Below are 20,194 nucleotides of genomic sequence, written 5' to 3' on the forward strand. Positions count from 1 at the left end.
CATGCGGCCGGTTACACCAGCCAGCCTTTGATGTTTGCCGCCATGACTTGTGTCGAGATGCCATAGCGGTCATGCAGCGTGGGCAGGGCGCCGGCATCGAGGAACAGGTCAGGCAGCGCCACCTGACGGAACGGCGGATGCACGCCCGCTTGCATCAGCGCGGTCGCGACGGCTTCGCCGAGGCCGCCGATCACGGTATGGTTCTCCGCGACCACGACCAGCCGGCCTGAACGCCTGGCTTCGCGCACGATGGTCTCGGTGTCGAGCGGCTTGATCGTCGGCACATGCAGCACCGCCACGCCGACGCGATCCTTCTCGAGTGCCTTGGCCACTTCAAGCGCCCGCATGGTCATGATGCCCGACGAGATCACGAGCACATCGGCGCCGTCGCGCAGCAGTTTTGCCTTGCCGAGCTCGAACTTGTAGTCGTACTCGTCGAGTACCACCGGCACATTGCCGCGCAGTAACCGCGCGTACACCGGGCCCGCATGGGCCGCGATGGCGGGAACCATCTGCTCGATGTCGGTGGCGTCGCACGGGTCGATCACCGTCATGTTGGGCATGGCGCGCATGAGCGCCAGGTCCTCGGCGGCCTGATGGCTCGGTCCGTAGCCCGTGGTGAGGCCCGGCAGCGCGCAGACGATCTTCACGTCGAGGTTGTCCTCGGCGATGGTCTGGTGCATGAAGTCATAGGCACGGCGCGTGGCGAACACCGCGTACGTGGTCACGAACGGTTGCGCGCCTTCATGCGCGAAGCCCGCGGCCGCGCCCATCAGCAGCTGCTCGGCCATGCCCATCTGGTAGTAGCGCTCGGGGAATGCCTGCGCCAGGATATGCAGGTCGGTGTATTTGCCGAGGTCGGCAGTCATGCCGATCACGTTGGACTTCTGCTTTGCGAGTTCCACCAGCGCGTGGCCGAACGGGGCCGAACGTGTCGCCTGTCCTTCACCGGCGATCGAGGCGATCATTGCCGAGGTCTTCAGCTTCGGCTTGCCATTGTTGCTGCTCATGCTTGTCTCCCGGCTTCCAGAGCCTGCAGGGCGAGTTGCCATTCGTGGGCATCGACCCGGATGAAGTGATTCTTTTCGCGTTGTTCGAGGAACGGCACGCCGCAACCCATGCGCGTGTCGCAGACGATCATGCGCGGTTGTTCGCCCGGATGCTTGCGTGCGGTATCGAAGGCCGCCGCGACCGCGTCGATGTCGTTGCCGTCGACGCGCTGCGTGAACCAGCCGAAGGCCTGCAGCTTTTCGACCAGCGGCTCGAACGCCATGATCTGGCTGGACGGGCCATCGGCCTGCTGGTTGTTGACGTCGACGATGCCGATCAGGTTGTCGAGCTTCCAGTGGCTGGCCGACTGGATGCCTTCCCAGATCGCGCCTTCATCGAGTTCGCCGTCGGAGAACAGCGTGTAGACGAACGCATCCGATCCCTTGCGCTTGAGGCCGAGGCAGCGGCCCACGGCAATGGTCAGGCCCTGGCCCAGCGAGCCGCCGGACATCTCCATGCCCGGCGTGTAGCTGGCCATGCCGGACATGGGCAGGCGGCTGTCGTCGCTGCCATACGTTTCGAGTTCCTCCATCGGCAGGATGCCGGCTTCGAGCAGCGCGGCGTACAAAGCGATCGCATAGTGCCCGTTGGACAGCAGGAAGCGATCGCGCCCTTCCCAGTCCGGCTCTTCCGCGCGGTAGCGCATGGCGCCGAAGTAGGCGACGGCCAGGACATCGGCGATATCGAGCGCCTGCCCAATGTAGCCTTGTCCCTGCACTTCGCCCATCAGCAGGGCGTTGCGCCGGATGCGGTAGGCGCGTTCGGCGAGGGGCACGGCCACCTCGTTGGTTGCGTAATGCATGTTGTCTCCTGTGGATTGGGTAGTCGGAGCGAAGGGAAAGCCTGTGTACATGGCTGGCTCAGCGGTTGACCGATCTGGCCGGCACGAGGAAGACGAGCAGTGCACCCACGACCACCGTGGCCGAGATGAAAAGCAGGCCCGCGGTCGACTTGCCCGTCAGGTCGTTGAGCCAACCCACGATGGCGGGCGAGAAGAATCCCGCCAGGTTGGCGACGCAGTTGACCGCCGCGATGCCTGCCGCCGCCGACATGCCGCCCAGCAGCGCAGTCGGCAGCGCCCAGAACTGCGAGGACGAGGCCAGGATGCCGGCTGCTGCCACGCACAGGCACAGCAGCGAAGCTTCCACGCCGCCCAGCATCGGCAGCGTTGCGAAGCCCGCTGCCGACACCAGCATCGGCAGAGCCAGATGCAAGCGACGCTCGCGGCGGCGGTCCGCGCTCGCGCCGATCAGCGGCAGCGCGACGATGGCGCAGAGATAGGGCAGCGCGGTGAAGATGCCCACCCACAGCGGATCGGCCACGCCGGACTTGCGGATGATCGTCGGCAGCCAGAAGGTCAGCCCATACTGCCCGAGCACGACGCAGAAGTAGATTGCAGCCATCAGCCACAGGCGCCGGTCGGCCAGGAACGCGCGGATCGACAGGTGCACGTGCTTCTGTGCGTTGTCCCCTTCGATGTTGCGCTCCAGCAGCGCCTTCTCGGCGTCAGTCAGCCACTTCGCGCTGCGGATGCCGTTGTCGAGGTAGAGCAGGATGGCGACGCCGAGTACCAGCGAGGGCAGCGCCTCGATCAGGAACAGCCACTTCCAGCCAGCCATGCCTGCAGTACCGTGGAACGCGTGCAGGATGTAGCCCGAGAGCGGGCCGCCCACGATGCCGGCCAGCGGAATCGCCATGAAGAACATCGACAGTGCCTTGGCGCGCCGCTCGGACGGGAACCAGTACGTCATGTACAGGATCACGCCCGGGGCGAAGCCCGCCTCGGCGACGCCGAGGAGGAAGCGCAGGACGTAGAACTGCGTGGGCGTGCTGACAAAGGCAAAGCTCGCGGAGATCACTGCCCAGGTCAGCATGATGCGGGCCAGCCATTTTTTGGCGCCGACCTTGTGCAGGATGACGTTGCTCGGAACCTCGAAGATGAAGTAGCCGAGGAAGAAGATGCCGGCCCCGAGGCCATAGATGGTCTCGCTGAAGTGCAGGTCGTTGAGCATCTGCAGCTTGGCGAAGCCGACGTTGACCCGGTCCAGATACGCACCGAGGTAGCACAGCATCAGGAACGGTATGAGCCGGCGAACGACCTTGGCGTAGGTGCTGGACTCGAACGTGGCCGCATCGACGTGCGGCGTCGCTTCGCCCGCGATGGGCGAAGTGGCGTACTTGGTCTTCATTGTTGTCTCCTGCCATGTGCGCCGGAAGTCTCCGGCTGCACGGGCGTCTGATGGTCCGCCTCTGTGGGCGGCTTCAATGGAAATTTAGTGGATCAGCATGCCGCCGTTGACATCGAGCGTGATGCCAGTCAGGTAGCTCGACAAGTCGCTCGCGAGGAACAGGCAAGCGTTGGCGACATCGCCGGCATCGCCGAGGCGGCCCAGCGGAATGCCCTTGATGATGTCGGCGCGCATGTCCGCCGTCAGCTTGTCGCCGGTGATGTCGGTCTGGATCAGCCCCGGCGTGATCGAGTTCACGCGGATGCCGTCGCCGCCGAACTCGCGCGCCATGGCCCGCGCCAGGCCCAGCACTCCCGCCTTGGCCGCGCTGTAGTGCGGGCCACCGAAGATCCCGCCGCCGCGCTGCGCCGACACCGAGGACATGCAGACGATGCTGCCGCGCTTCTGCTCCTTCATCTGTGGCAGCACCGCCTGCGACATGTACAGCGTGCCGCGCAGGTTGACGTCGACCACGGCGTCGAAGTTGGCCGCCTGGATGTCGAGCGTGCGTAGCGGCTGCGTGATGCCGGCGTTATTCACGAGGCCGTCGATGCGGCCAAAGCGTTCGACCACCGCCAGCGCGGCGCGCTCGCAGGCGGCCTTGTCCGTGACGTCGCAGGCCAGCCCGAGATGGCGCGGGCCGAGTTCGGCGGCGGCAGACTGGGCCTCTTCGAGCTTGAGGTCGAGGATCACGACATTGGCGCCCTGCGCGGACAGCGCGCGCGCAGTGGCTTTGCCGATGCCGCGCGGGGAAGCGGCCCCAGTGACGATGATGACTTTGTTTTCGACCAGCATTCCTTGTCTCCTGACTGTTGAAATGATGGGTCGAGTTTGGGCGACGGCGAGCGCCCGATCAACGCGGTCCGCCTCAACTATGACTGAGAAATTTTCAGTTATCGGCTGATCCGGCGGGCATGGGAGGTGGCTCATCAGGCGCACTGGAGCACCTGCCCGAGCCGGTACCGTCACAAGTCGTCGGCGAGCAGTTCGCGGTCGATCCAGGCAAGGAACCGCGCGACGCGGGGCAGGTCGCCGTTCTGCGCGGGATAGACGACGTGATGCGCGCCGACCTCCACTGCGTGGGTCGGGTCCAGCACGGGCACCAGCCGGCCGCTGCGCAGCAGCACCGAAGCCAGCAGCGTGCTTTCGAGGGCCACGCCAAGGCCAAGCGCCGCAGTTTCGAGCGACATGTAGGACCGGTCGAACGAGAAGTCGAAGGTCTTGCGCACATGGTTGATGCCAAACCGCGCGAACCATTGCTGCCATTGAACCAGCGGGGTTTCGGAGCAGATCAGGCGCTGCCCGAGCAGGTCTTGCGGCGTCTGGATGCCGTGCTGGCGCAGGTAATCCGCGGAGGCCAGCGGCGCGATGAATTCCTTGCGCAGCGTCTTGACCTGGAGGTCGCGCCAGTGCGCGTAGCCGTGCCGGATGTCGACATCATAGAAGCCGCTCGTGAACGATATGTCCTCATACGAGCACGACAGGTTCAGCCGGATGTCGCCGTGCTCGGCCTGGAACGACGCCAGCCGCGGCAGCAGCCACATAAGCCCGAAGCTCGGACTCGAATGCACGCGGAGGATTTCCACGTCGGGCTGGCTCGAAGCGCGTTCGGTCGCACGATTCAGGTCGGCCAGCGCGCCAGTCACCTCGCGCAGGTACTGTTCGCCCACCGGCGTCAGCACCAGTCCGCGTCCCTGTCGGAAGAACAGCGGTCGCCCGATCACCGATTCCAGGTTGCTGATCTGATGGCTTACGGCGGAGGCCGTCAGGCCCAGCTCTTCCGCCGCGCGGCTGACGCTCTTGGTTCGTGCAACGCTTTCGAAGGCGATGACGGCCTTCATCGGTGGAATGCGCATGTCTGCAGTACAGGCCCGGAAGGCGGCGATGGTTTCCTGAGGATTGCGGCATTCTACTTCCGCGGCTCGTCAGGCGGCGCGCGACGGCTGCATCAACGTGCATCGGTGCCCATGGCACCGATGACGATGCGCACATCTCCGGTACCGATCCGCACAGGACCCACCTGGCCCACGAGATCCCCCGCCTGCGGCATCGCATTGCCGCTTGCCGAAATGCGCGCCTCCACCATGACTTGTTCCTGTCCCGACAGCTTGCGCTCGGGCGTGAGCGCAAGCGAATCGTCCAGTGTGAAATGCAGCGGCAGGTTGCGAACGGTCCGGCGCAGCACGGCCAGCGGCATGCGCGAACCATCGACGGTGCGCGCATAGACAAAGACTGTTTCATCGGGACCGGGCTTGCGGCTGGCATCGGGCGCGAGTGTGACGGTTCCGCTGATGCTGCCGTGGGTGGCTACGGACGCCCTGGTGTCGCCACGCGCCGCAGCCAGGTTGGCCGCGACCCGTGCGGCGGTCTGCGAATCCGGCGGCAGCAGGCGATAGAGGTGTTCCCAATAGCTGATGGCCTGAGCGGTCTCGCCGCGTTCGGCGGCTGCGCTCGCGGCCAGCGCCAGGCCCTTCGGGTCATCAGCATCGAGCGCGAGCGCGCGCTGGATCTGCTCAGTCGCCGGTCCTTCGAGCGAGCCGCCATTGAGGCTGGCGAGCACATCGGCATAGTCGGAGCGCAGTGCCGCCACGTCGGGCGCAAGGACAACCGCCTTTGCGTAAGCCGCGGCGGCATCGTCGTAGCGCTGCAGCGCAGTGTAGGAACGCGCGAGCATGGACCACCCCTCGGGATCCTCAGGCTTGTCGTGCAGGCGTGTCGCGAGCTGGTTCACCATGCCTTCGATCTGCGCGACGCTGAGTTCGTGCTGGCCGTCTTCGATGCCGTGCATGTCGCTGGCATTCCAGAGCGCGACGGGGTTGCCGAGATGCAGGTAGAGCAAGATGGCTGCGCTTGGCAGCACGGCGAGCAAGGCCGCGGCGAGCAACGTGGATGAACGCTGGCTGCGCACCGTGATGGATTGGTCACCCGTGTCGTCGAGCAGGCGGCGAGCAAGCTCGTTGCGCGCGTCCGCATGGCCTGCAGGGCTCAGCGTGCCGGCGCGCAGATCGGTGTCGAGTTCGCTGAGCTGGTCACGGTATATCTCGCGCAACGCCGGGACAGGGCGGTCCGAGACGGTTGTGCCGGAGGAATGGCGCAATAGCGGCCATAACAGACCCGCCATGGTCACGGCCATCAACGCTGCGGCAAGGAACCAGAAGGTCGTCATGGCGGCGATAACGGTGGCAACGTGTCGATCGAACGCGGGGACCGCTGCGGTGGCGGTTCATCAAGCAACTCCGCCAGCCTGCGGCGTTCGGCGTCGTCCAGGGGACCCGCGGGTGCAACGCGGCGCGCGCGGGGGCGCCACAGGGCCGCCAGCACGACGAGCAACAACAGCAGCGGGCCAAACCACAGCAGCCAGGTCAGCGGCTTCAGCGGCGGCTTGTAGAGCACGAAATCGCCGTAGCGCTGCACGAGATACTGCTTCACGGCTTCGTCGCTGGCGCCCTGCCTTAGTTGCTCGCGGATCTGCCGGCGCAGGTCGACGGCTAGCTCTGCGTTGGAGTCGGCCAGCGTCTGGTTCTGGCAGACGAGGCAGCGCAGTTGCTCGGAGAGCGCGTGGACGCGTGCGTCGAGTTCTGCGTCGGTGAGCGGTGCGGCAATGGCACGCAGCGAGAGCGCCAGCACGCAGCACGCGAGCGTCGGCCTACGCATGGCCGTCCCCCTTCTGCAGAGACTCCAGCAACGGGATCAGCTTGCGCTCCAGCACCTCCTGCGTCACCGGACCGACCTGCTTGTAGCGAATCACGCCGGCCTTGTCGATAACAAAGGTCTCCGGCACGCCATACACGCCGAAGTCGATGCCCACGCGCCCGTCGGCATCGACCAGCGACGCCGCATACGGATTGCCCATGCGCCGCAGCCAGTCGCGCGCGGCGCTGTCCTGATCCTTGTAGTTGAGCCCGTACAGCGGCACGCGCGAGCGCGCCGCGAAGTCGACGAGCACCGGATGCTCAGCGCGGCACGCTGTGCACCACGATGCCCAGACATTGAGCAACCACACCTTGCCGCGCAGATCAGCCGCGCCGAGCTTCTGGCCGTCCTCGTCAAGCACCGGCAGCACGAATGCTGGCGCGGGCTTGCCGACCAGTGGCGACGGGAGCTCGCGCGGATCGTGGCGCAAGCCCGCGGCCAGCGCCACAGCGAGCGCCAGGAACACCGCAAGCGGCAGCAGGAAGCGCGTCATGCCTGCGTCTCCTCGCTGCCAGCGAGCGCCAGTGCGGGCGCCTGAGGCTGGGGGACATTCGCTTCCGGTGCCACAGCGCTGGCAGCCTGCCGGTGCAGCCGGTAGCGCCGGTCACAGGCCGCGAGCAGCCCGCCGATCGCCATCAGCACGCACCCGCCCCAGATCCAGTCGACGAACGGCTTGACGTGGATGCGCACGGCCCAGCGGCCTTCGCCGAGCGATTCGCCGAGCGCCACGTAGAGATCGCGTGTGAAGCCGCTGTCGATGGCGGCCTCGGTGGTCGGCATGTCCTGGCTGCGGTAGATGCGGCGTTCGGGCATCAGCGTGGTGATCGTCTTGCCGTGGCGCGACACGCTGATGATGCCGCGCAGCGCTTCGTAGTTCGGGCCCGTGGCGGAACTGACGCCGCCGAAGCGGAAGTCATGATCGCCGACGGCGACGGTCTCGCCGGGCTGCATCGGCAGCTCACGCAGGCTTTCCTGGCTGCTCACGAGCGTCACGCCCGCGATGAACACGCCCACGCCAAGGTGAGCCAGCAGCATGCCGAAATAGCCGGCCGGCAGTTGCCGCAGCGCGGCCAGCCGGCGTCCGCGCTGGTTGCGCAGCCTTGCGGCCACGCTGGCGGCCGCGCTCGCAGCGCACCAGGCCGCGAGCAGCAAGCCAAGTCCGGTCAGTGCCGATGCATTGCGCAGGATCAGCAGCAGGCCGACACCAATGGCGATGCTGGCCGCGGCTGCCCAGCGCAGCCGGCGCGCCATGTCCGGCAAGTCGCCCTGCCGCCAGCGCGCGAGCGGCGCGGCGCCCATCAGCAGCACGGCGGGCGCCATCAGCGGCACGAAGACCTGCTCGAAGTAGGCCGGGCCCACCGAGATCTTGCCGAGGCCGAGCACATCGACCAGCAGTGGGTAGAGCGTGCCCAGCAGCACCGTCGCCGCCGCGATGGCCAGCAGCACATTGTTGGCGAGCAGGAAAGTTTCCCGCGACAGCAGGCTGAACGCCGTGCGCCGAGCGAGTCGCGGCGCGCGCCATGCAAACAGCGCGAGCGCCAGGCCGGTCACAAGACCCAGCAGCGCGAGGATGAAGATGCCGCGCTTCGGGTCGACGGCGAACGCGTGGACCGAGGTCAGCACACCCGAGCGGACCAGGAAGGTGCCGAGCAAGCTCAGCGAGAACGTGAAGATCGCGAGCAGCGCGGTCCAGGCGCGGAACGCGCCGCGTTTCTCCGTCACCGCGAGCGAATGCATCAGCGCCGTGCCGGCGAGCCACGGCATGAACGATGCATTCTCGACCGGATCCCAGAACCACCAGCCGCCCCAGCCCAGCTCGTAGTAGGCCCATGCGCTGCCAAGCATGATGCCGAGCGTCAGGAACATCCAGGCCACCGTGGTCCACGGCCGCGCCCAGCGTGCCCACGCGGCGTCGAGGCGCCCTTCGAGCAGCGCCGCGACGGCAAAGGAAAAGGTCACGGCAAAGCCGACGTATCCCATGTAAAGCATGGGCGGATGGAACACCATGCCGGGGTCCTGCAGCAGCGGGTTAAGGTCCCGACCGGCCATTGCCGGCGGCAGCAGGCGGATGAACGGATTGGACGCGAACAGCAGGAACAGCAGCAAGCCACTGCTGATGGCGCCCATCACGCCGAGCACGCGTGCGACCACGGGCAGCGGGAGGCGGCGGCTGAACACCGAGACCGCGAGGGACCACAGCGCCAGCATCAGCGTCCACAGCAGCATCGAGCCCTCATGTCCCCCCCAGACGGCGGCCAGCCGGTAGGCGAGCGGCAGGTCGCTGTTCGAATTTGCGGCGACGTAGCGCACGCTGAAGTCATTGCCCGCGAAGGCCAGCGTCAGTGTCACGTAGGCCAGCACTATCAACGCGCACTGCACGCGCGCTGCAGGCCTGGCGACAGACATCCACGCCGCATTGGCACGCGCCGCGCCGGCCAGCGGCAGCAGAGCCTGCATCATGGCGGCCAACAGCGCCACGATCAATGCAAAGTGTCCGAGTTCCGGGATCATCGCTGCGTCTCCCGTTCGCCTTCCGCTAACTGGCTCGCCATGCGGCGGTTGACCTGTTCCGCCTGCTTCAGCGCATCGGCGGCTTCGGGCGGCATGTAGTTTTCATCGTGCTTGGCCAGTACCTCGCTGGCGACGAAGGTGCCGCTGCGGTCTAGCGTGCCACGCGCGACCACGCCCTTGCCTTCGCGGAACAGGTCCGGCAACAGGCCGCGATAGACCACCGGAACTTCGCGCGCCTTGTCGGTGACGATGAAGCGGACGGTCATGCCGTCGCCTTCACGGCGAATGGAGCCGGGCGCGACGAGACCGCCGAGCCGGAAGCTTCGCGAAGCCGGCGCCTCGTGCGCGGCAACCTGGCTCGGGCTGAAGAAGAACACGAGGTTCGAGCGAAATGCATTGAGCACGAGCGCGAGCGCGATGCCCGCGCAGGCCAGCGCGGCCAGCAGCATGCCCAGGCGGCGCTGGCGCGGCGTCATCGCGGCGTGTGCCGTGTGGCGCTGGCACGGCTACGCCGCGCCAGCAGGACAAGTTCCACGCCGATCAGCGCGAATGCCACGCCGAATGCGCCGGCAATATAGCCTGCGTGGCCGGTCAGCGAAGACAACGTGAATTCGCTCATGGTGCAGTCTTCCGAAGTTCGGCCGGCAGCGTGCCGGCTTCGCCGCGCTCGCGCAGGATGCAACGCACGCGCACCAGCGCCACGGCGATCGTGTACATCCAGCACGCGAGCGTCATCACCAGCATGCCGGCCAGCATGGTCGCGGCCATCGAAGGCGCTGCGGTCAGGCTGATCGACGCGCCCTGGTGCAGCGTGTTCCACCATTGCACGGAAAAATAGATCACCGGAACGTTCGCCATGCCGACCAGCGCGAGCACGCCGCAAGCGCGCTCGGCCCGCCGGGTCTCGTCGATGGCGGCCTCCAGCGCGATGAAGCCCAGGTACAGAAACAGCAGGATCAGCTCCGACGTCAGCCGCGCATCCCAGACCCACCACGTGCCCCAGGTCGGCTTTCCCCACAGCGCGCCGGTCCACAGCGCAATCGCGGTGAACAGCGCGCCGGTCGGCGCCAGCGCCGAGGCCATCATGGACGACAGGCGCGTGCGCAGCACCAGCGCCAGCGCGCAATAGCCGGCCATGACCAAGTAGATGAACATCGACATCCATGCGGCCGGCACGTGGATGAAGATGATGCGGTAGACCTCGCCCTGCTGCGCATCGGTGGGCGCCACGACGAAGCCGATCCACAGTCCGCCCACGAGCAACAGCGCGGCGGCGGCAAAGAACCATGGTGCGAGCCTGCCCGCGAGCGGATAGAAGCGCACCGGCGCGGCGAACGCAAGCCAGCGCGATCGCCGCATGCCAGGCCGGTCGGCGACCGCGTGGGTGGGGTGCAGCGGTTGGCCCATGTCTACTCCATGGCGATGCGCAGACCCGCCGCGGTCGCGAGCGGGCACAGGAACAGCGACAGCGCCAGGCATGCGCCCAGCAGCGAGAATTGCGGCATCACATCGAGCCCGGCGTCGGCCGCGACGCCCGCGCTGGCGCCGAACACCAGCACCGGCACGCACAGCGGCAGCACCAGGACGCACAGCAGCACCGCACCGCCGCGCACGCCCAGCGTTAGCGCGGCGCCGACCGCGCCAATCAGGCTCAGCGCCGGCGTGCCGACCAGCAGCGATGCCGACAGCAGCAGCGCGGACCCGGCGGGCAGGCTGTACTGCTGCGCCAGCAACGGCGTGAGCAGCAGCAACGGCAGCCCGCTGGTCAGCCAGTGCGCGCAGATCTTCCCCAGCACCAGCAAGGCCAGCGGTTGCGGCGAAAGCAGCAGTTGGTCGAGGCTGCCATCGGCGTACTCCTGAGCGAACAGCCGCGACAGCGACAACATCGATGCGAGCAGCGCCGCCACCCACAGGATGCCCGGCGCGAGCGCGCGCAGTTGCTGCGGCTCGGGGCCGATCGCAAGCGGGAACAGGCTCGCGGCGATGACGAAGAACACCACGCTGCCGAGCAGGCTGCCGCGCCGCCGCCAGGCGAGCGACAGGTCGTGCATGACGATGGCGCCAAGGGTTGCGAGCATGGCGCGATCAGGCGGGGGGCAGCGCATGCGCGCCGCCAAGTTGCAGTACTTCCCCGCCGCCGGGCAACAGCCGGTGCGTGGCGATCACCGCCATGCCGCCGTCGCGGAGGTGCTCGTCAAGCAGGTCGTGAAAGCAGGCGGCCGATTCGTCATCGAGCGAGGTGAGCGGTTCGTCGAGCAGCCACAACGCACGCCAGACCAACGCCAGCCGCGCCAGCGCGACGCGGCGGCGCTGGCCTTGCGAAAGCGTCCGTACTGGGACATGCATGGTCTTTGCGATGCCAAGCCGCGCGAGCGCCACGCGCACGGTCTCGTTCGTCGCGTGCAGGCCAGTGAGCCGCGCAGCGTAGCGCAGGTGTTCGTCCGCAGTCAGGTCGGTATCGATGCCGTCAGCATGGCCGACGTAGGCGAGCGACTGCAGGTAGGCCGGATCGCCTGCGCGAACGCATTTGCCGAGCCAGCTCACGCTGCCGCTAGCCGGTTGCAGCAGTCCGCTCAGCACGCGCAGCAGCGACGACTTGCCGCTGCCGTTCGGGCCCACGACCTGTATCACGCCGCCTGCGCTGACGCTGAAGTCGATGCCGGTAAAGACAGGGCGCCCCCCACGAGAAAACGCAAGATCGTTGGCCCGCAGCACCGGGCCAACGGCAACGCCATTACAGGAGAGCCCGGAAGAGGGAGTCGGCACGCGCTACTGTTCCCCGGCTTTCGACACGTCGGGCAGGTGGTGGGCAATGCCCTTGTGGCAATCGATGCAGGTCTTTTCCTTGTTTTCCAGATAGGTCGAATGCATGGCCTGTGCGCGCGGGCTCTGGCGCGTGAAGTCCATCGACTGGTAGTCGTGGCAGTTGCGGCATTCAAGCGAGTCGTTGGCCTTGAAGCGTGCCCACTCGTGCTGGGCCAGCTCCAGCCGGTGCGCGAGGAACTTCTCGCGCGTATTGATCGTGCCAAAGATCTTGCCCCAGACCTCTTTCGACGCCTGCATCTTGCGCGCCATCTTGGTGGTCCAGTTGTGTGGCACATGGCAGTCCGAACACTTGGCGCGCACGCCGCTGCGGTTGGTGAAGTGGATGGTGCCCTGCAGTTCCTGGTAGACGTTGTCGCGCATCTCATGGCAACCGGTGCAGAATTGCTCGGTATTGGTCAGCTCCAGCGCGGTGTTGAACGCGCCCCAGAACATCACCCCGGCAATGAAACCCCCCAGCGTCAGGAAGCCCAGGCTGAAATAGGCGCTGGGCCGGTTGATGGTCCGCCAATAGCGCTTGATGAGATCCAGCATGGCGCGCACCTGTCTTGTTGGTTACTTGCCCGCGCTCTTGGCGCCGGGCTTGCGCTTGAGCATCGTTTCCACATCGACGAAGTTATTGCCGACCAGCGGCTTCGCGTCGGCCTGCGGTACATGGCATTGGGTGCAGAAATAGCGCCGTGGCGAGACATCGGCCAGCACATTGTTGTCGCGATCCATGTAATGCGTGATGCTGACCGGAATGGCCTGCGTCTCCTCGGTCCGCGTGCGTGCATGGCAGAACATGCAGCGGTTGAAGTCCTTGTCAAGCTGGTAGCCGTCGATCTTGTGGGGGATCGTCGGCGGCTGCATGGTGTAATTGCGCGTGCGCCGGATGTCCTTGTTCTCGGTCGGGTACAGGATCGGGGCCTTGGTCTCGTTGGCCACGGGCGTAGGACCACGCATGGCGTCGACCACGCCCTGCGCGCCGGCGGGCGCGGCCGCGAACATGGCAAATGCAAATGCCGCCAGCAGCCAGGTACACAAGGCCAGCAGCGGTGCCCAGGATCGGCTCGGCTTCATGGCGTCTCCTTTTGTGGATTGGCGTGGGCGGCTACACCTTGACGATCTTCACCGCGCACTTCTTGTAGTCGGTCTGCAGCGAAATCGGACAGGTCGCGTCGAGCGTGACCTTGTTGATGAGCTGGCTTGCATCGAACCACGGCACGAAGACCAGGCCACGCGGCGGCGCGTCGCGGCCGCGTGTCTCCACGCGCGAACGCATGCGCCCGCGCCGCGACACCACTTCCACCTCGACGCCGCGCCGCAGCCCCATGGCCTTGGCGTCTTCGGGATGCATGAACACCACCGCGTTGGGGAAGGCCCGGTAGAGTTCGGGCACACGCCGCGTCATCGAGCCGGAATGCCAGTGTTCCAGCACGCGCCCGGTGGCGAGCCAGAACGGATATTCCTTGTCCGGCGATTCCGGTGGCGGCTCATACGGCAGCGCGAAGATCACGGCCTTGCCGTCGGGATTGCCGTAGAACTGGAAGCCGGTACCGGCCTTGACATAAGGATCGCTGCCTTCGCGGTAGCGCCAGCGCGTTTCCTTGCCGTTGACCACGGGCCAGCGCAGGCCGCGTTCCTCGTGGTAGCGGTCGAACGGTGCCAGGTCGTGGCCATGCCCGCGGCCGAAGCTCGCGTATTCCTCGAACAGGCCCTTCTGCACGTAGAAGCCGAAGGCCTGGGCCTCGGCATTGTGGTATTCGGTGCTGACTTCCTTGATCGGGAACTTGTCGACCTGGCCGTTGCGGTACAGCACGTCGAACAGCGTCTTGCCCTTGTATTCAGGTTTCTTTGCCACGAGTTCGGCCGGCCAGACTTCCTCGACCTTGAAGCGCTTGGAAAACTCCATGAGCTGCCACAGGTCGGAGCGCGCATCGCCCGGCGCATCGACAAGCTGGTGCCAGAACTGCGTGCGGCGTTCCGCGTTACCGTAGGCGCCTTCCTTTTCCACCCACATCGCGCTGGGCAGGATCAGGTCCGCCGACAGCGCTGTCACGGTCGGGTATGCGTCCGAAACAACGATGAAGTTGGCGGGGTTGCGGTAGCCCGGCAGGGCTTCCTCCATGATGTTGGCCGCCGCCTGCATATTGTTGTTGACCTGCACCCAGTACGCATTGAGCTTGCCGTCCCGGAGCATGCGGTTCTGCAGCACGGCGTGGTAGCCGGGCTTCTCGACGATGGTGCCTGGTGGCAGTTTCCAGATGCGCTCGGCTTCCTCGCGGTGCTTCGGATTCGTGACCACCATGTCGGCTGGGAGCCGGTGCGAGAACGTGCCGACTTCGCGCGCGGTGCCGCACGCGGACGGCTGCCCGGTCAGCGAGAACGGGCTGTTGCCCGGCGTGGCGATCTTGCCGGTCAGCAGGTGGACGTTGTAGACCATGTTGTTGACCCAGCTGCCACGCGTATGCTGGTTGAACCCCATGGTCCACAACGACATCACCTTGACGTTGGGGTCCGCGTACAGCTCGGCAAGCTGCCTGAGCTTGTCCTTCGGTACGCCGGAGAGCTTGCTGACGTAGTCGGCGTCGTACTTGGAGACGAACTTGGCGAAATCATCAAACGTGATGGGCTTCGAATCGCCCGGATTGGCCGCGTTCTTTGCGGCCTTCTGCAGCGGATGGTCAGGCCGCAAGCCGTAGCCGATTTCCGTCACGCCTTCCTTGAACACCGTGTGTTTGTTGACGAAGTCCTTGTTGACCTTGTTGTTCTGGATGATGTAGTTGGCGATGTAGTTCAGCATCGCCAGGTCGGTCTGCGGCGTGAAGATGATCGGGATATCCGCCAGGTCGAACGAGCGGTGCGTGAAAGTGGACAGCACCGCCACGCGCGTCTTCGGGTGGCTCAGGCGCCGGTCCGTGATGCGCGTCCACAGGATCGGGTGCATCTCCGCCATGTTCGAGCCCCACAGCACGAACGCGTCGGCGGCCTCGAAATCGTCATAGCAGCCCATCGGCTCGTCCATGCCGAAGGTGCGCATGAAGCCCTGCACTGCAGACGCCATGCAATGGCGTGCGTTCGGGTCGATATTGTTGGAACGGAAGCCCGCCTTGTAGAGCTTGGACGCCGCGTAGCCTTCCCAAACGGTCCACTGGCCGGAGCCGAACATGCCCACCGCGGTCGGGCCTTTCTCCTTGAGCACGCGCTTGAACTGGCGCTCCATCTCGTCGAACGCCTGGTCCCACGTGACCGGCGCGAACTCGCCGTTCTTGTCGTACTTGCCGTTCTTCATGCGCAGCAGCGGCTTGGTGAGCCGGTCCTGGCCGTACATGATCTTCGACAGGAAGTAGCCCTTGACGCAGTTCAGGCCCTTGTTGACCTCGCACTGCGGATCGCCCTGCGTGGCCACCACCTTGTTGTCTCGCACGGCCACGGTGACGCCGCAGCCCGTGCCGCAGAAGCGGCAGGGCGCCTTCGACCACTTCAGCTTCGTGACTTCGCTGTCGGTGACGAAGTTGGCGGCCTCGGTGCCAAGCGGAATGCCAGCAACCGATGCTGTCGCTGCGATGGCAGTCTGTTTAATGAAATCCCGACGAGAGACTTTCATCGTCGATCTCCTCGTTCATGGCTTCGGCGTCTTCGTTGTGCTGATAGACCAGGGTGGCCGACAGCACGCCTTCGAGCTGGTGAAGGCAGGTCAGCTGCGCGGCAATGGCGCGGGAGGAGGGGGCTTCGACGGTGACGACCAGCTTGCCGGCTTCGCTGGCAGCATGGATCTCCACGCCCGTCATGGCTTCGACGGCGGCGCGCACGCGGCTCACGCTGTCGGGATGCGCGTACACGACAATCCCGGCGATATGCCATTCCTCGCCGGCGGAGACCGGCCCGATGGGTATAAAAGATCTTGCAGCTGGCATTCGGTAACTCCAGCTAAAGGCCGTTTAATTCTGTGTTGCAGCCTTTTTATGGTCGCCTTTGTTGCACTCTCTCTGGCGAGAGGGTTGCGGACTCAATGCGTAGGAGGGCCGCTGATGAGTTGGCTCATCCAGACAATGAAGCCGTAACCGGCTACGGTGATGACCGACAGCACCGGTACCATCACCGCGGTAAGAAACAGGAAGCTGCGCAATTCTTCCTTCTTGCGCTGCGGATCTTCGATGCCGCCTTTTTCCATCATGGCTTGATGTAATGGGTGGGGCCTTTCATGCGGCAGGCTTGATATGTGTTACCCATTAAACAAAGCAGGCGCCAAGGTGTCAAGACTGCACCTGCATGCAGCCCCGCAGAATGTTGGGACACGCGCGTCAGTTCATCCGGATCGGGCCATATTCTTGCTGCGGCAGGCGCAGCCCGATGGGCTCCGCTGGCGGTGTGGCGCAAGCGTCTCGCAGACGGCTCCGCGTCAGTATACGTCGTGCATTGCGCCGCTCCGGGCCACAGCCACGGATAGTGGCTTGCCGTGTTCGGGGGGCACGGCGGGGCGCATTGCAGCAAGCGCAGCGAGGTCAAGTTCGTCGAGCCGTGCATCGCGCCAGGCGGCGCCGTCCCAGTGCTGGAAGCGCAGTTCAGCCAGCGGCACCTGCGCCAGCACGCCGACCCAGTCGGTCGGGGTGGCGCCGCGGCGCAGCCCGGCCGAAACCATGGCCATGGCTTCCGGGATGTCGATATCGGCCAGGCGCGTGACCGCGGGCCATGGCACAAGACGGTTGTCCGACGCCGGCAGGCCAAAGCGGAACACGCCGTCCTTCTCGGGGAAAGCGGTCTTGGCGGCGGGGTGGCGTTTCCAGCCGGTCCTGGCGGTCGACGGCTCCCACGTCTGCTGGCGTGAAAACCACAGCACGCCGAGCGACGCCGTGGCGTGCAGCGACCTTGCGGGGATCAGCAAGCCGGATTCCGCGATGGCTGGCAACCTCGTGCCGACCGTGTAGTGCCAGACGAAGTTGGTGGGTTTCATGATGTCCTCCTGTTCGACACCTCCAGCTTGGGCGCGAATCCTTGCCTGGACAAGCAAGTTCATGAGGCATTGTGCAATGCGGAATAGTGAGGCGGCGTCGGCGTCGCGCTGCAGGAGGGTCCGTGCGCCGATGTGCGCCGACCGGCCTTTTCGCTTCACGGGATCAGGCCGCGGGAGCGCCCGATAGCGACAGCCTCCGTGCGGTTCTGCGCGCCGAGTTTGGCGTTGATCTTGCGCAGGTGTGACTTTACCGTCAGTTCGGAGAGAAAGAGCTTCTCCGCAATCGCGCGGTTGCGCAGGCCCGCCGACAGCATCTGCAGCACTTCCAGTTCGCGCGCCGTAAGGCTGTCCGACAGGCCGGCTACCAAAGCGGGTTCCGCTTCGGTGGCGACAGGCGCGCTCGGCAGCTTCGCCAGCAGCCGCGTGACGAACTGCGGGGCAATGCCCAGGCCCGCCGCCTGCGTCTGGTATGCCGAAGCCCAACTGCGTACCAGCATGGCGATCCGCTCACCTTCGTCGAGGAACGTGCGTACAAAGCCTTCGTGGCTGGCGAGCCGCAGCGCTTCAGTGATTTCCTGCAACGCCTCGTCGCGCCGCGCGAGGCCGTCGAGCGCCGTGGCGCGCAGGATGCGTAGTTTGAGCAGGCGCCAGAAGCGCTGGTGCGCAATGGCAGCGCCGATGGCTTCGTCCAGTGCGGCGAGTGCCACCGCATGCTGTCCCTGCGCAATTTCCAGGCGGCGCCGCGTGATCGACGGACGTTCGATGTCGTTGGCGTGTCCGGCCGTATCACGGGCTTCCCAGCCGCCATACAGATCGACGGCGCGCAGCGCCTGTTCGGCGGCGTCGAGCCGGCCTTCGAGCGTGGCTACGCGGGCGCGCTCTATCCACGCCGAGCACACCGACCGTTCTGCATTGACCTGCTGACCGAGCTGTTCCAGTTCTGCCAGCACGCGCAGCCACTGCTCCTTGTCGCCGCGCAGCAGCGCCAGTCGCGCGCTCAGCACATGGCAGCCGATCACCGAGTCCGGCGGGCCGTTGGCCTTGGTGTAGGGCAGCGCGTCGGCGAGCAGCCGCGCCATTTCGTCGAGTGCATCGTTCTCGTACAGCGCCAGCGACCACGAGGTGTCGATCGCCGGCTTGTCGCCGGTGATGTCCCCGCTCGCGTCGTTCCACGTGCGCGTGGAGGCGGTGTGAAAGCGCGCCAGCGCGTTGCCAAGGCGGCCATGCACCAGATCGATGAGGCCTTCCAGGCAATCGGCGATGCTGCGCATGAATACCGAACGCTCATCGGCACCGCGCTGGATCGCGCGCGACAACACGCTGCGCGCGTCGTCGTAGCGGTGGGTGCAGATCAGGCTGTAGGCCAGCGAGTTGGCGAGGATGCAGTACTGGAACAGGTCGTCGGGCCCAAGCCGGTTGATCTGGACCATGCTGGCCTGGCGGCAGGCCTCGACCTGGTCGGTCATGACCAGCAGCACGCAGCGGATCGTTTCCGCTTCCACGGCGAGCCGCTCGCTGCCACCGCTGTCGCCAAGCGCCTGGATCGATTCGACGGCCTGCAGGGCATCGGCGTAGCGTCGGTTGAGCAGCAGCGCCCACGCACGTGCGAGCCTCAGGCGCGGATGGCGCGCCAGCGCTTCGGGGCGGATCGGGTCGAGCCAGCGCACGAGCAACCGGACGCGGCCCGCGCTCAGCAGCGCATCGGCCTGCCGCGCGATCTGGGGCAGCGCTTCGTCGTGCAAGCCGGCCTGTAGCAGGTGGTCCACCGCCGGCACCGGCCGGCTCTGCTCGAGGTACCAGCGGGCCGCGTCCCGGTGCAATTCCGTCGCGCGGCCCGGTTGCTGCAAGTCCAGCCGGTGCTGCAGGAAGCTGGCAAAGAGCTGGTGGTAGCGATACCAGGTGCGGTCGCCGTCCAGCGGGAACAGCAGCAGGTTGGCGCGCTCGAGGTAGTCGATCATCGCGCGGCTGTCTTGCCGGCCCGTGACAGCGTCGCACAGCGACGCGCTGAGTTGGCCCAGTACGCTGGTTTCGAGCAGGAACGACCGGCAGGCATCGCTCTGCTGCGCGAGGATGTCCTCGGCCAAGTATTCGGCCAGTTCAAGGTTGGTGCCCGAAAACGAGGCGACGAATGCCGCGTGGTCCGTGCGTGTCTGGAGGGACAGCGTGGCCAGGTAGATCGCGGTGGCCCAGCCTTCGGTGCAGCGGTGCAGCGTGGCAATCTCGCTGTCGCGCAGCGGCAGGTGGCAGCGCTCGCGGATCAGCGCAGTGGCTTCTTCGAGCGTGAAGCGCAACTGCGCGGGGTGGATCTCGAGCAGGTGCCCGCGCGCACGGATGCGTCCCAGCCCGATTTCGGGCGTGACGCGCGAGGCGATCACCAGCGTGCCGCACGGCGGCATGGCTTCGACGAGTTGCTGCACGAAGTTCAGCACCGATGAGCTTTGGACGGTCTCGAAGTCGTCGAGCAGGATGCTGAACGGCAACACGGCGCTGGCCACCTGTTCGATGATGCGGTGCGCGAGCCGCGGCCCGGTCGTGTCATCGGCGGGCGCGGTGCCCCGCGCGGCCTTGCGCTTGCCATGCAGAGCCTGCAGGCCGGCGTCGAGGTGGACCAGGAACCGTTCGAGGTCGTTGTCGCCGCCGTCCACGCGTAACCATGCCGTGCTGCGCTGGCGCGCCGCGCATTGGACGGCGTATTGCTGCATCAGCGTGGTCTTGCCAAAGCCGGCGGCCGCGCGAATCAGGATCAGCCGCGCCGCGCTGGCATCAAGCATGCCCTGTACGAGCTGCGGCCGCGGCAGTGTCGCCGGTCCGCTGGCTGGCGGCACCAGCTTCGACGCCACCAGCCCGCGCGAGGGCGGGCGGGCAGGCAAGGGGATGTCCTCTACTCCTTTGTGCATGGCTTATCCGACGCGTCTGACTACAGTTTTGCCTGATTTGTGATCAATTCTACGCA

General features: G+C 66.2%; 21 protein-coding genes. All 21 read right to left on the reverse strand.

What is annotated here, in order from left to right:
• Positions 1-11: 11 nt before the first annotated feature.
• Positions 12-1,010, reverse strand: a complete 999-nt coding sequence (locus ACIGJG_RS25020; RefSeq protein WP_011300892.1) for a transketolase family protein — start codon at positions 1,008-1,010, stop codon at positions 12-14.
• A complete protein-coding gene (locus tag ACIGJG_RS25025; protein ID WP_011300891.1) occupies positions 1,007-1,852 on the reverse strand; it encodes a transketolase in 846 nt (281 codons plus the stop codon). Before ACIGJG_RS25025 ends, ACIGJG_RS25020 begins: the two co-directional genes overlap by 4 nt.
• Before the next feature lie 58 nt (positions 1,853-1,910).
• Positions 1,911-3,239, reverse strand: coding sequence for an MFS transporter (locus ACIGJG_RS25030; protein WP_483673157.1), 1,329 nt, complete (start codon positions 3,237-3,239; stop codon positions 1,911-1,913).
• Between the two features lie 84 nt (positions 3,240-3,323).
• Positions 3,324-4,073 carry an SDR family NAD(P)-dependent oxidoreductase gene (locus ACIGJG_RS25035; protein ID WP_483673159.1) on the reverse strand — a complete coding sequence of 250 codons (750 nt, stop codon included), beginning with the start codon at positions 4,071-4,073 and terminating at the stop codon, positions 3,324-3,326.
• Between the two features lie 170 nt (positions 4,074-4,243).
• Positions 4,244-5,134, reverse strand: coding sequence for a LysR substrate-binding domain-containing protein (locus ACIGJG_RS25040; protein ID WP_011300888.1), 891 nt, complete (start codon positions 5,132-5,134; stop codon positions 4,244-4,246).
• Positions 5,135-5,226: 92 nt separating this feature from the next.
• Positions 5,227-6,444 carry a c-type cytochrome biogenesis protein CcmI gene (gene ccmI / locus ACIGJG_RS25045; protein WP_140948745.1) on the reverse strand — a complete coding sequence of 406 codons (1,218 nt, stop codon included), beginning with the start codon at positions 6,442-6,444 and terminating at the stop codon, positions 5,227-5,229.
• On the reverse strand, positions 6,441-6,932 hold the full coding sequence (locus ACIGJG_RS25050) for a cytochrome c-type biogenesis protein (protein ID WP_011300886.1): 492 nt from the start codon (positions 6,930-6,932) through the stop codon (positions 6,441-6,443). Before ACIGJG_RS25050 ends, ccmI begins: the two co-directional genes overlap by 4 nt.
• On the reverse strand, positions 6,925-7,464 hold the full coding sequence (locus ACIGJG_RS25055) for a DsbE family thiol:disulfide interchange protein (RefSeq protein ID WP_011300885.1): 540 nt from the start codon (positions 7,462-7,464) through the stop codon (positions 6,925-6,927). The genes ACIGJG_RS25050 and ACIGJG_RS25055 overlap by 8 nt, the downstream gene beginning before the upstream one ends.
• Positions 7,461-9,482, reverse strand: coding sequence for a heme lyase CcmF/NrfE family subunit (locus tag ACIGJG_RS25060; protein ID WP_220630146.1), 2,022 nt, complete (start codon positions 9,480-9,482; stop codon positions 7,461-7,463). Before ACIGJG_RS25060 ends, ACIGJG_RS25055 begins: the two co-directional genes overlap by 4 nt.
• Positions 9,479-9,958 carry a cytochrome c maturation protein CcmE gene (gene ccmE / locus ACIGJG_RS25065; RefSeq protein WP_011300883.1) on the reverse strand — a complete coding sequence of 160 codons (480 nt, stop codon included), beginning with the start codon at positions 9,956-9,958 and terminating at the stop codon, positions 9,479-9,481. The genes ACIGJG_RS25060 and ccmE overlap by 4 nt, the downstream gene beginning before the upstream one ends.
• A complete protein-coding gene (locus ACIGJG_RS25070) occupies positions 9,955-10,101 on the reverse strand; it encodes a heme exporter protein CcmD (RefSeq protein WP_086004457.1) in 147 nt (48 codons plus the stop codon). The genes ccmE and ACIGJG_RS25070 overlap by 4 nt, the downstream gene beginning before the upstream one ends.
• Positions 10,098-10,889: a heme ABC transporter permease CcmC gene (gene ccmC / locus ACIGJG_RS25075; RefSeq protein ID WP_011300882.1), complete on the reverse strand. Its 792-nt coding sequence runs from the start codon at positions 10,887-10,889 to the stop codon at positions 10,098-10,100. The genes ACIGJG_RS25070 and ccmC overlap by 4 nt, the downstream gene beginning before the upstream one ends.
• A gap of 2 nt (positions 10,890-10,891) precedes the next feature.
• Positions 10,892-11,560 carry a heme exporter protein CcmB gene (gene ccmB / locus ACIGJG_RS25080; protein WP_011300881.1) on the reverse strand — a complete coding sequence of 223 codons (669 nt, stop codon included), beginning with the start codon at positions 11,558-11,560 and terminating at the stop codon, positions 10,892-10,894.
• Positions 11,561-11,567: 7 nt separating this feature from the next.
• Positions 11,568-12,248: a cytochrome c biogenesis heme-transporting ATPase CcmA gene (gene ccmA, locus ACIGJG_RS25085; RefSeq protein ID WP_373460795.1), complete on the reverse strand. Its 681-nt coding sequence runs from the start codon at positions 12,246-12,248 to the stop codon at positions 11,568-11,570.
• Between the two features lie 3 nt (positions 12,249-12,251).
• Entirely contained in the window at positions 12,252-12,839 is a 588-nt protein-coding gene (locus ACIGJG_RS25090; protein WP_011300879.1) for a NapC/NirT family cytochrome c, read from the reverse strand.
• A gap of 21 nt (positions 12,840-12,860) precedes the next feature.
• The gene (locus ACIGJG_RS25095) at positions 12,861-13,367 is read right to left on the reverse strand and encodes a nitrate reductase cytochrome c-type subunit (protein WP_011300878.1); all 507 of its coding nucleotides are present in this window, start codon (positions 13,365-13,367) and stop codon (positions 12,861-12,863) included.
• A gap of 31 nt (positions 13,368-13,398) precedes the next feature.
• Positions 13,399-15,894, reverse strand: a complete 2,496-nt coding sequence (gene napA / locus ACIGJG_RS25100; protein ID WP_011300877.1) for a periplasmic nitrate reductase subunit alpha — start codon at positions 15,892-15,894, stop codon at positions 13,399-13,401.
• The gene (locus ACIGJG_RS25105; protein WP_011300876.1) at positions 15,866-16,204 is read right to left on the reverse strand and encodes a chaperone NapD; all 339 of its coding nucleotides are present in this window, start codon (positions 16,202-16,204) and stop codon (positions 15,866-15,868) included. The genes napA and ACIGJG_RS25105 overlap by 29 nt, the downstream gene beginning before the upstream one ends.
• A gap of 92 nt (positions 16,205-16,296) precedes the next feature.
• Positions 16,297-16,461, reverse strand: a complete 165-nt coding sequence (gene napE / locus ACIGJG_RS25110) for a periplasmic nitrate reductase, NapE protein (RefSeq protein ID WP_041680544.1) — start codon at positions 16,459-16,461, stop codon at positions 16,297-16,299.
• 228 nt (positions 16,462-16,689) lie between these two features.
• Positions 16,690-17,241 (reverse strand): hypothetical protein, encoded by a 552-nt coding sequence (locus tag ACIGJG_RS25115; protein ID WP_181184341.1) that lies wholly within the window; start codon positions 17,239-17,241, stop codon positions 16,690-16,692.
• A gap of 155 nt (positions 17,242-17,396) precedes the next feature.
• Positions 17,397-20,138: a winged helix-turn-helix domain-containing protein gene (locus ACIGJG_RS25120; protein WP_483673162.1), complete on the reverse strand. Its 2,742-nt coding sequence runs from the start codon at positions 20,136-20,138 to the stop codon at positions 17,397-17,399.
• Positions 20,139-20,194: the final 56 nt, after the last annotated feature.

The organism is Cupriavidus sp. C1SS-2L (assembly GCF_057073735.1).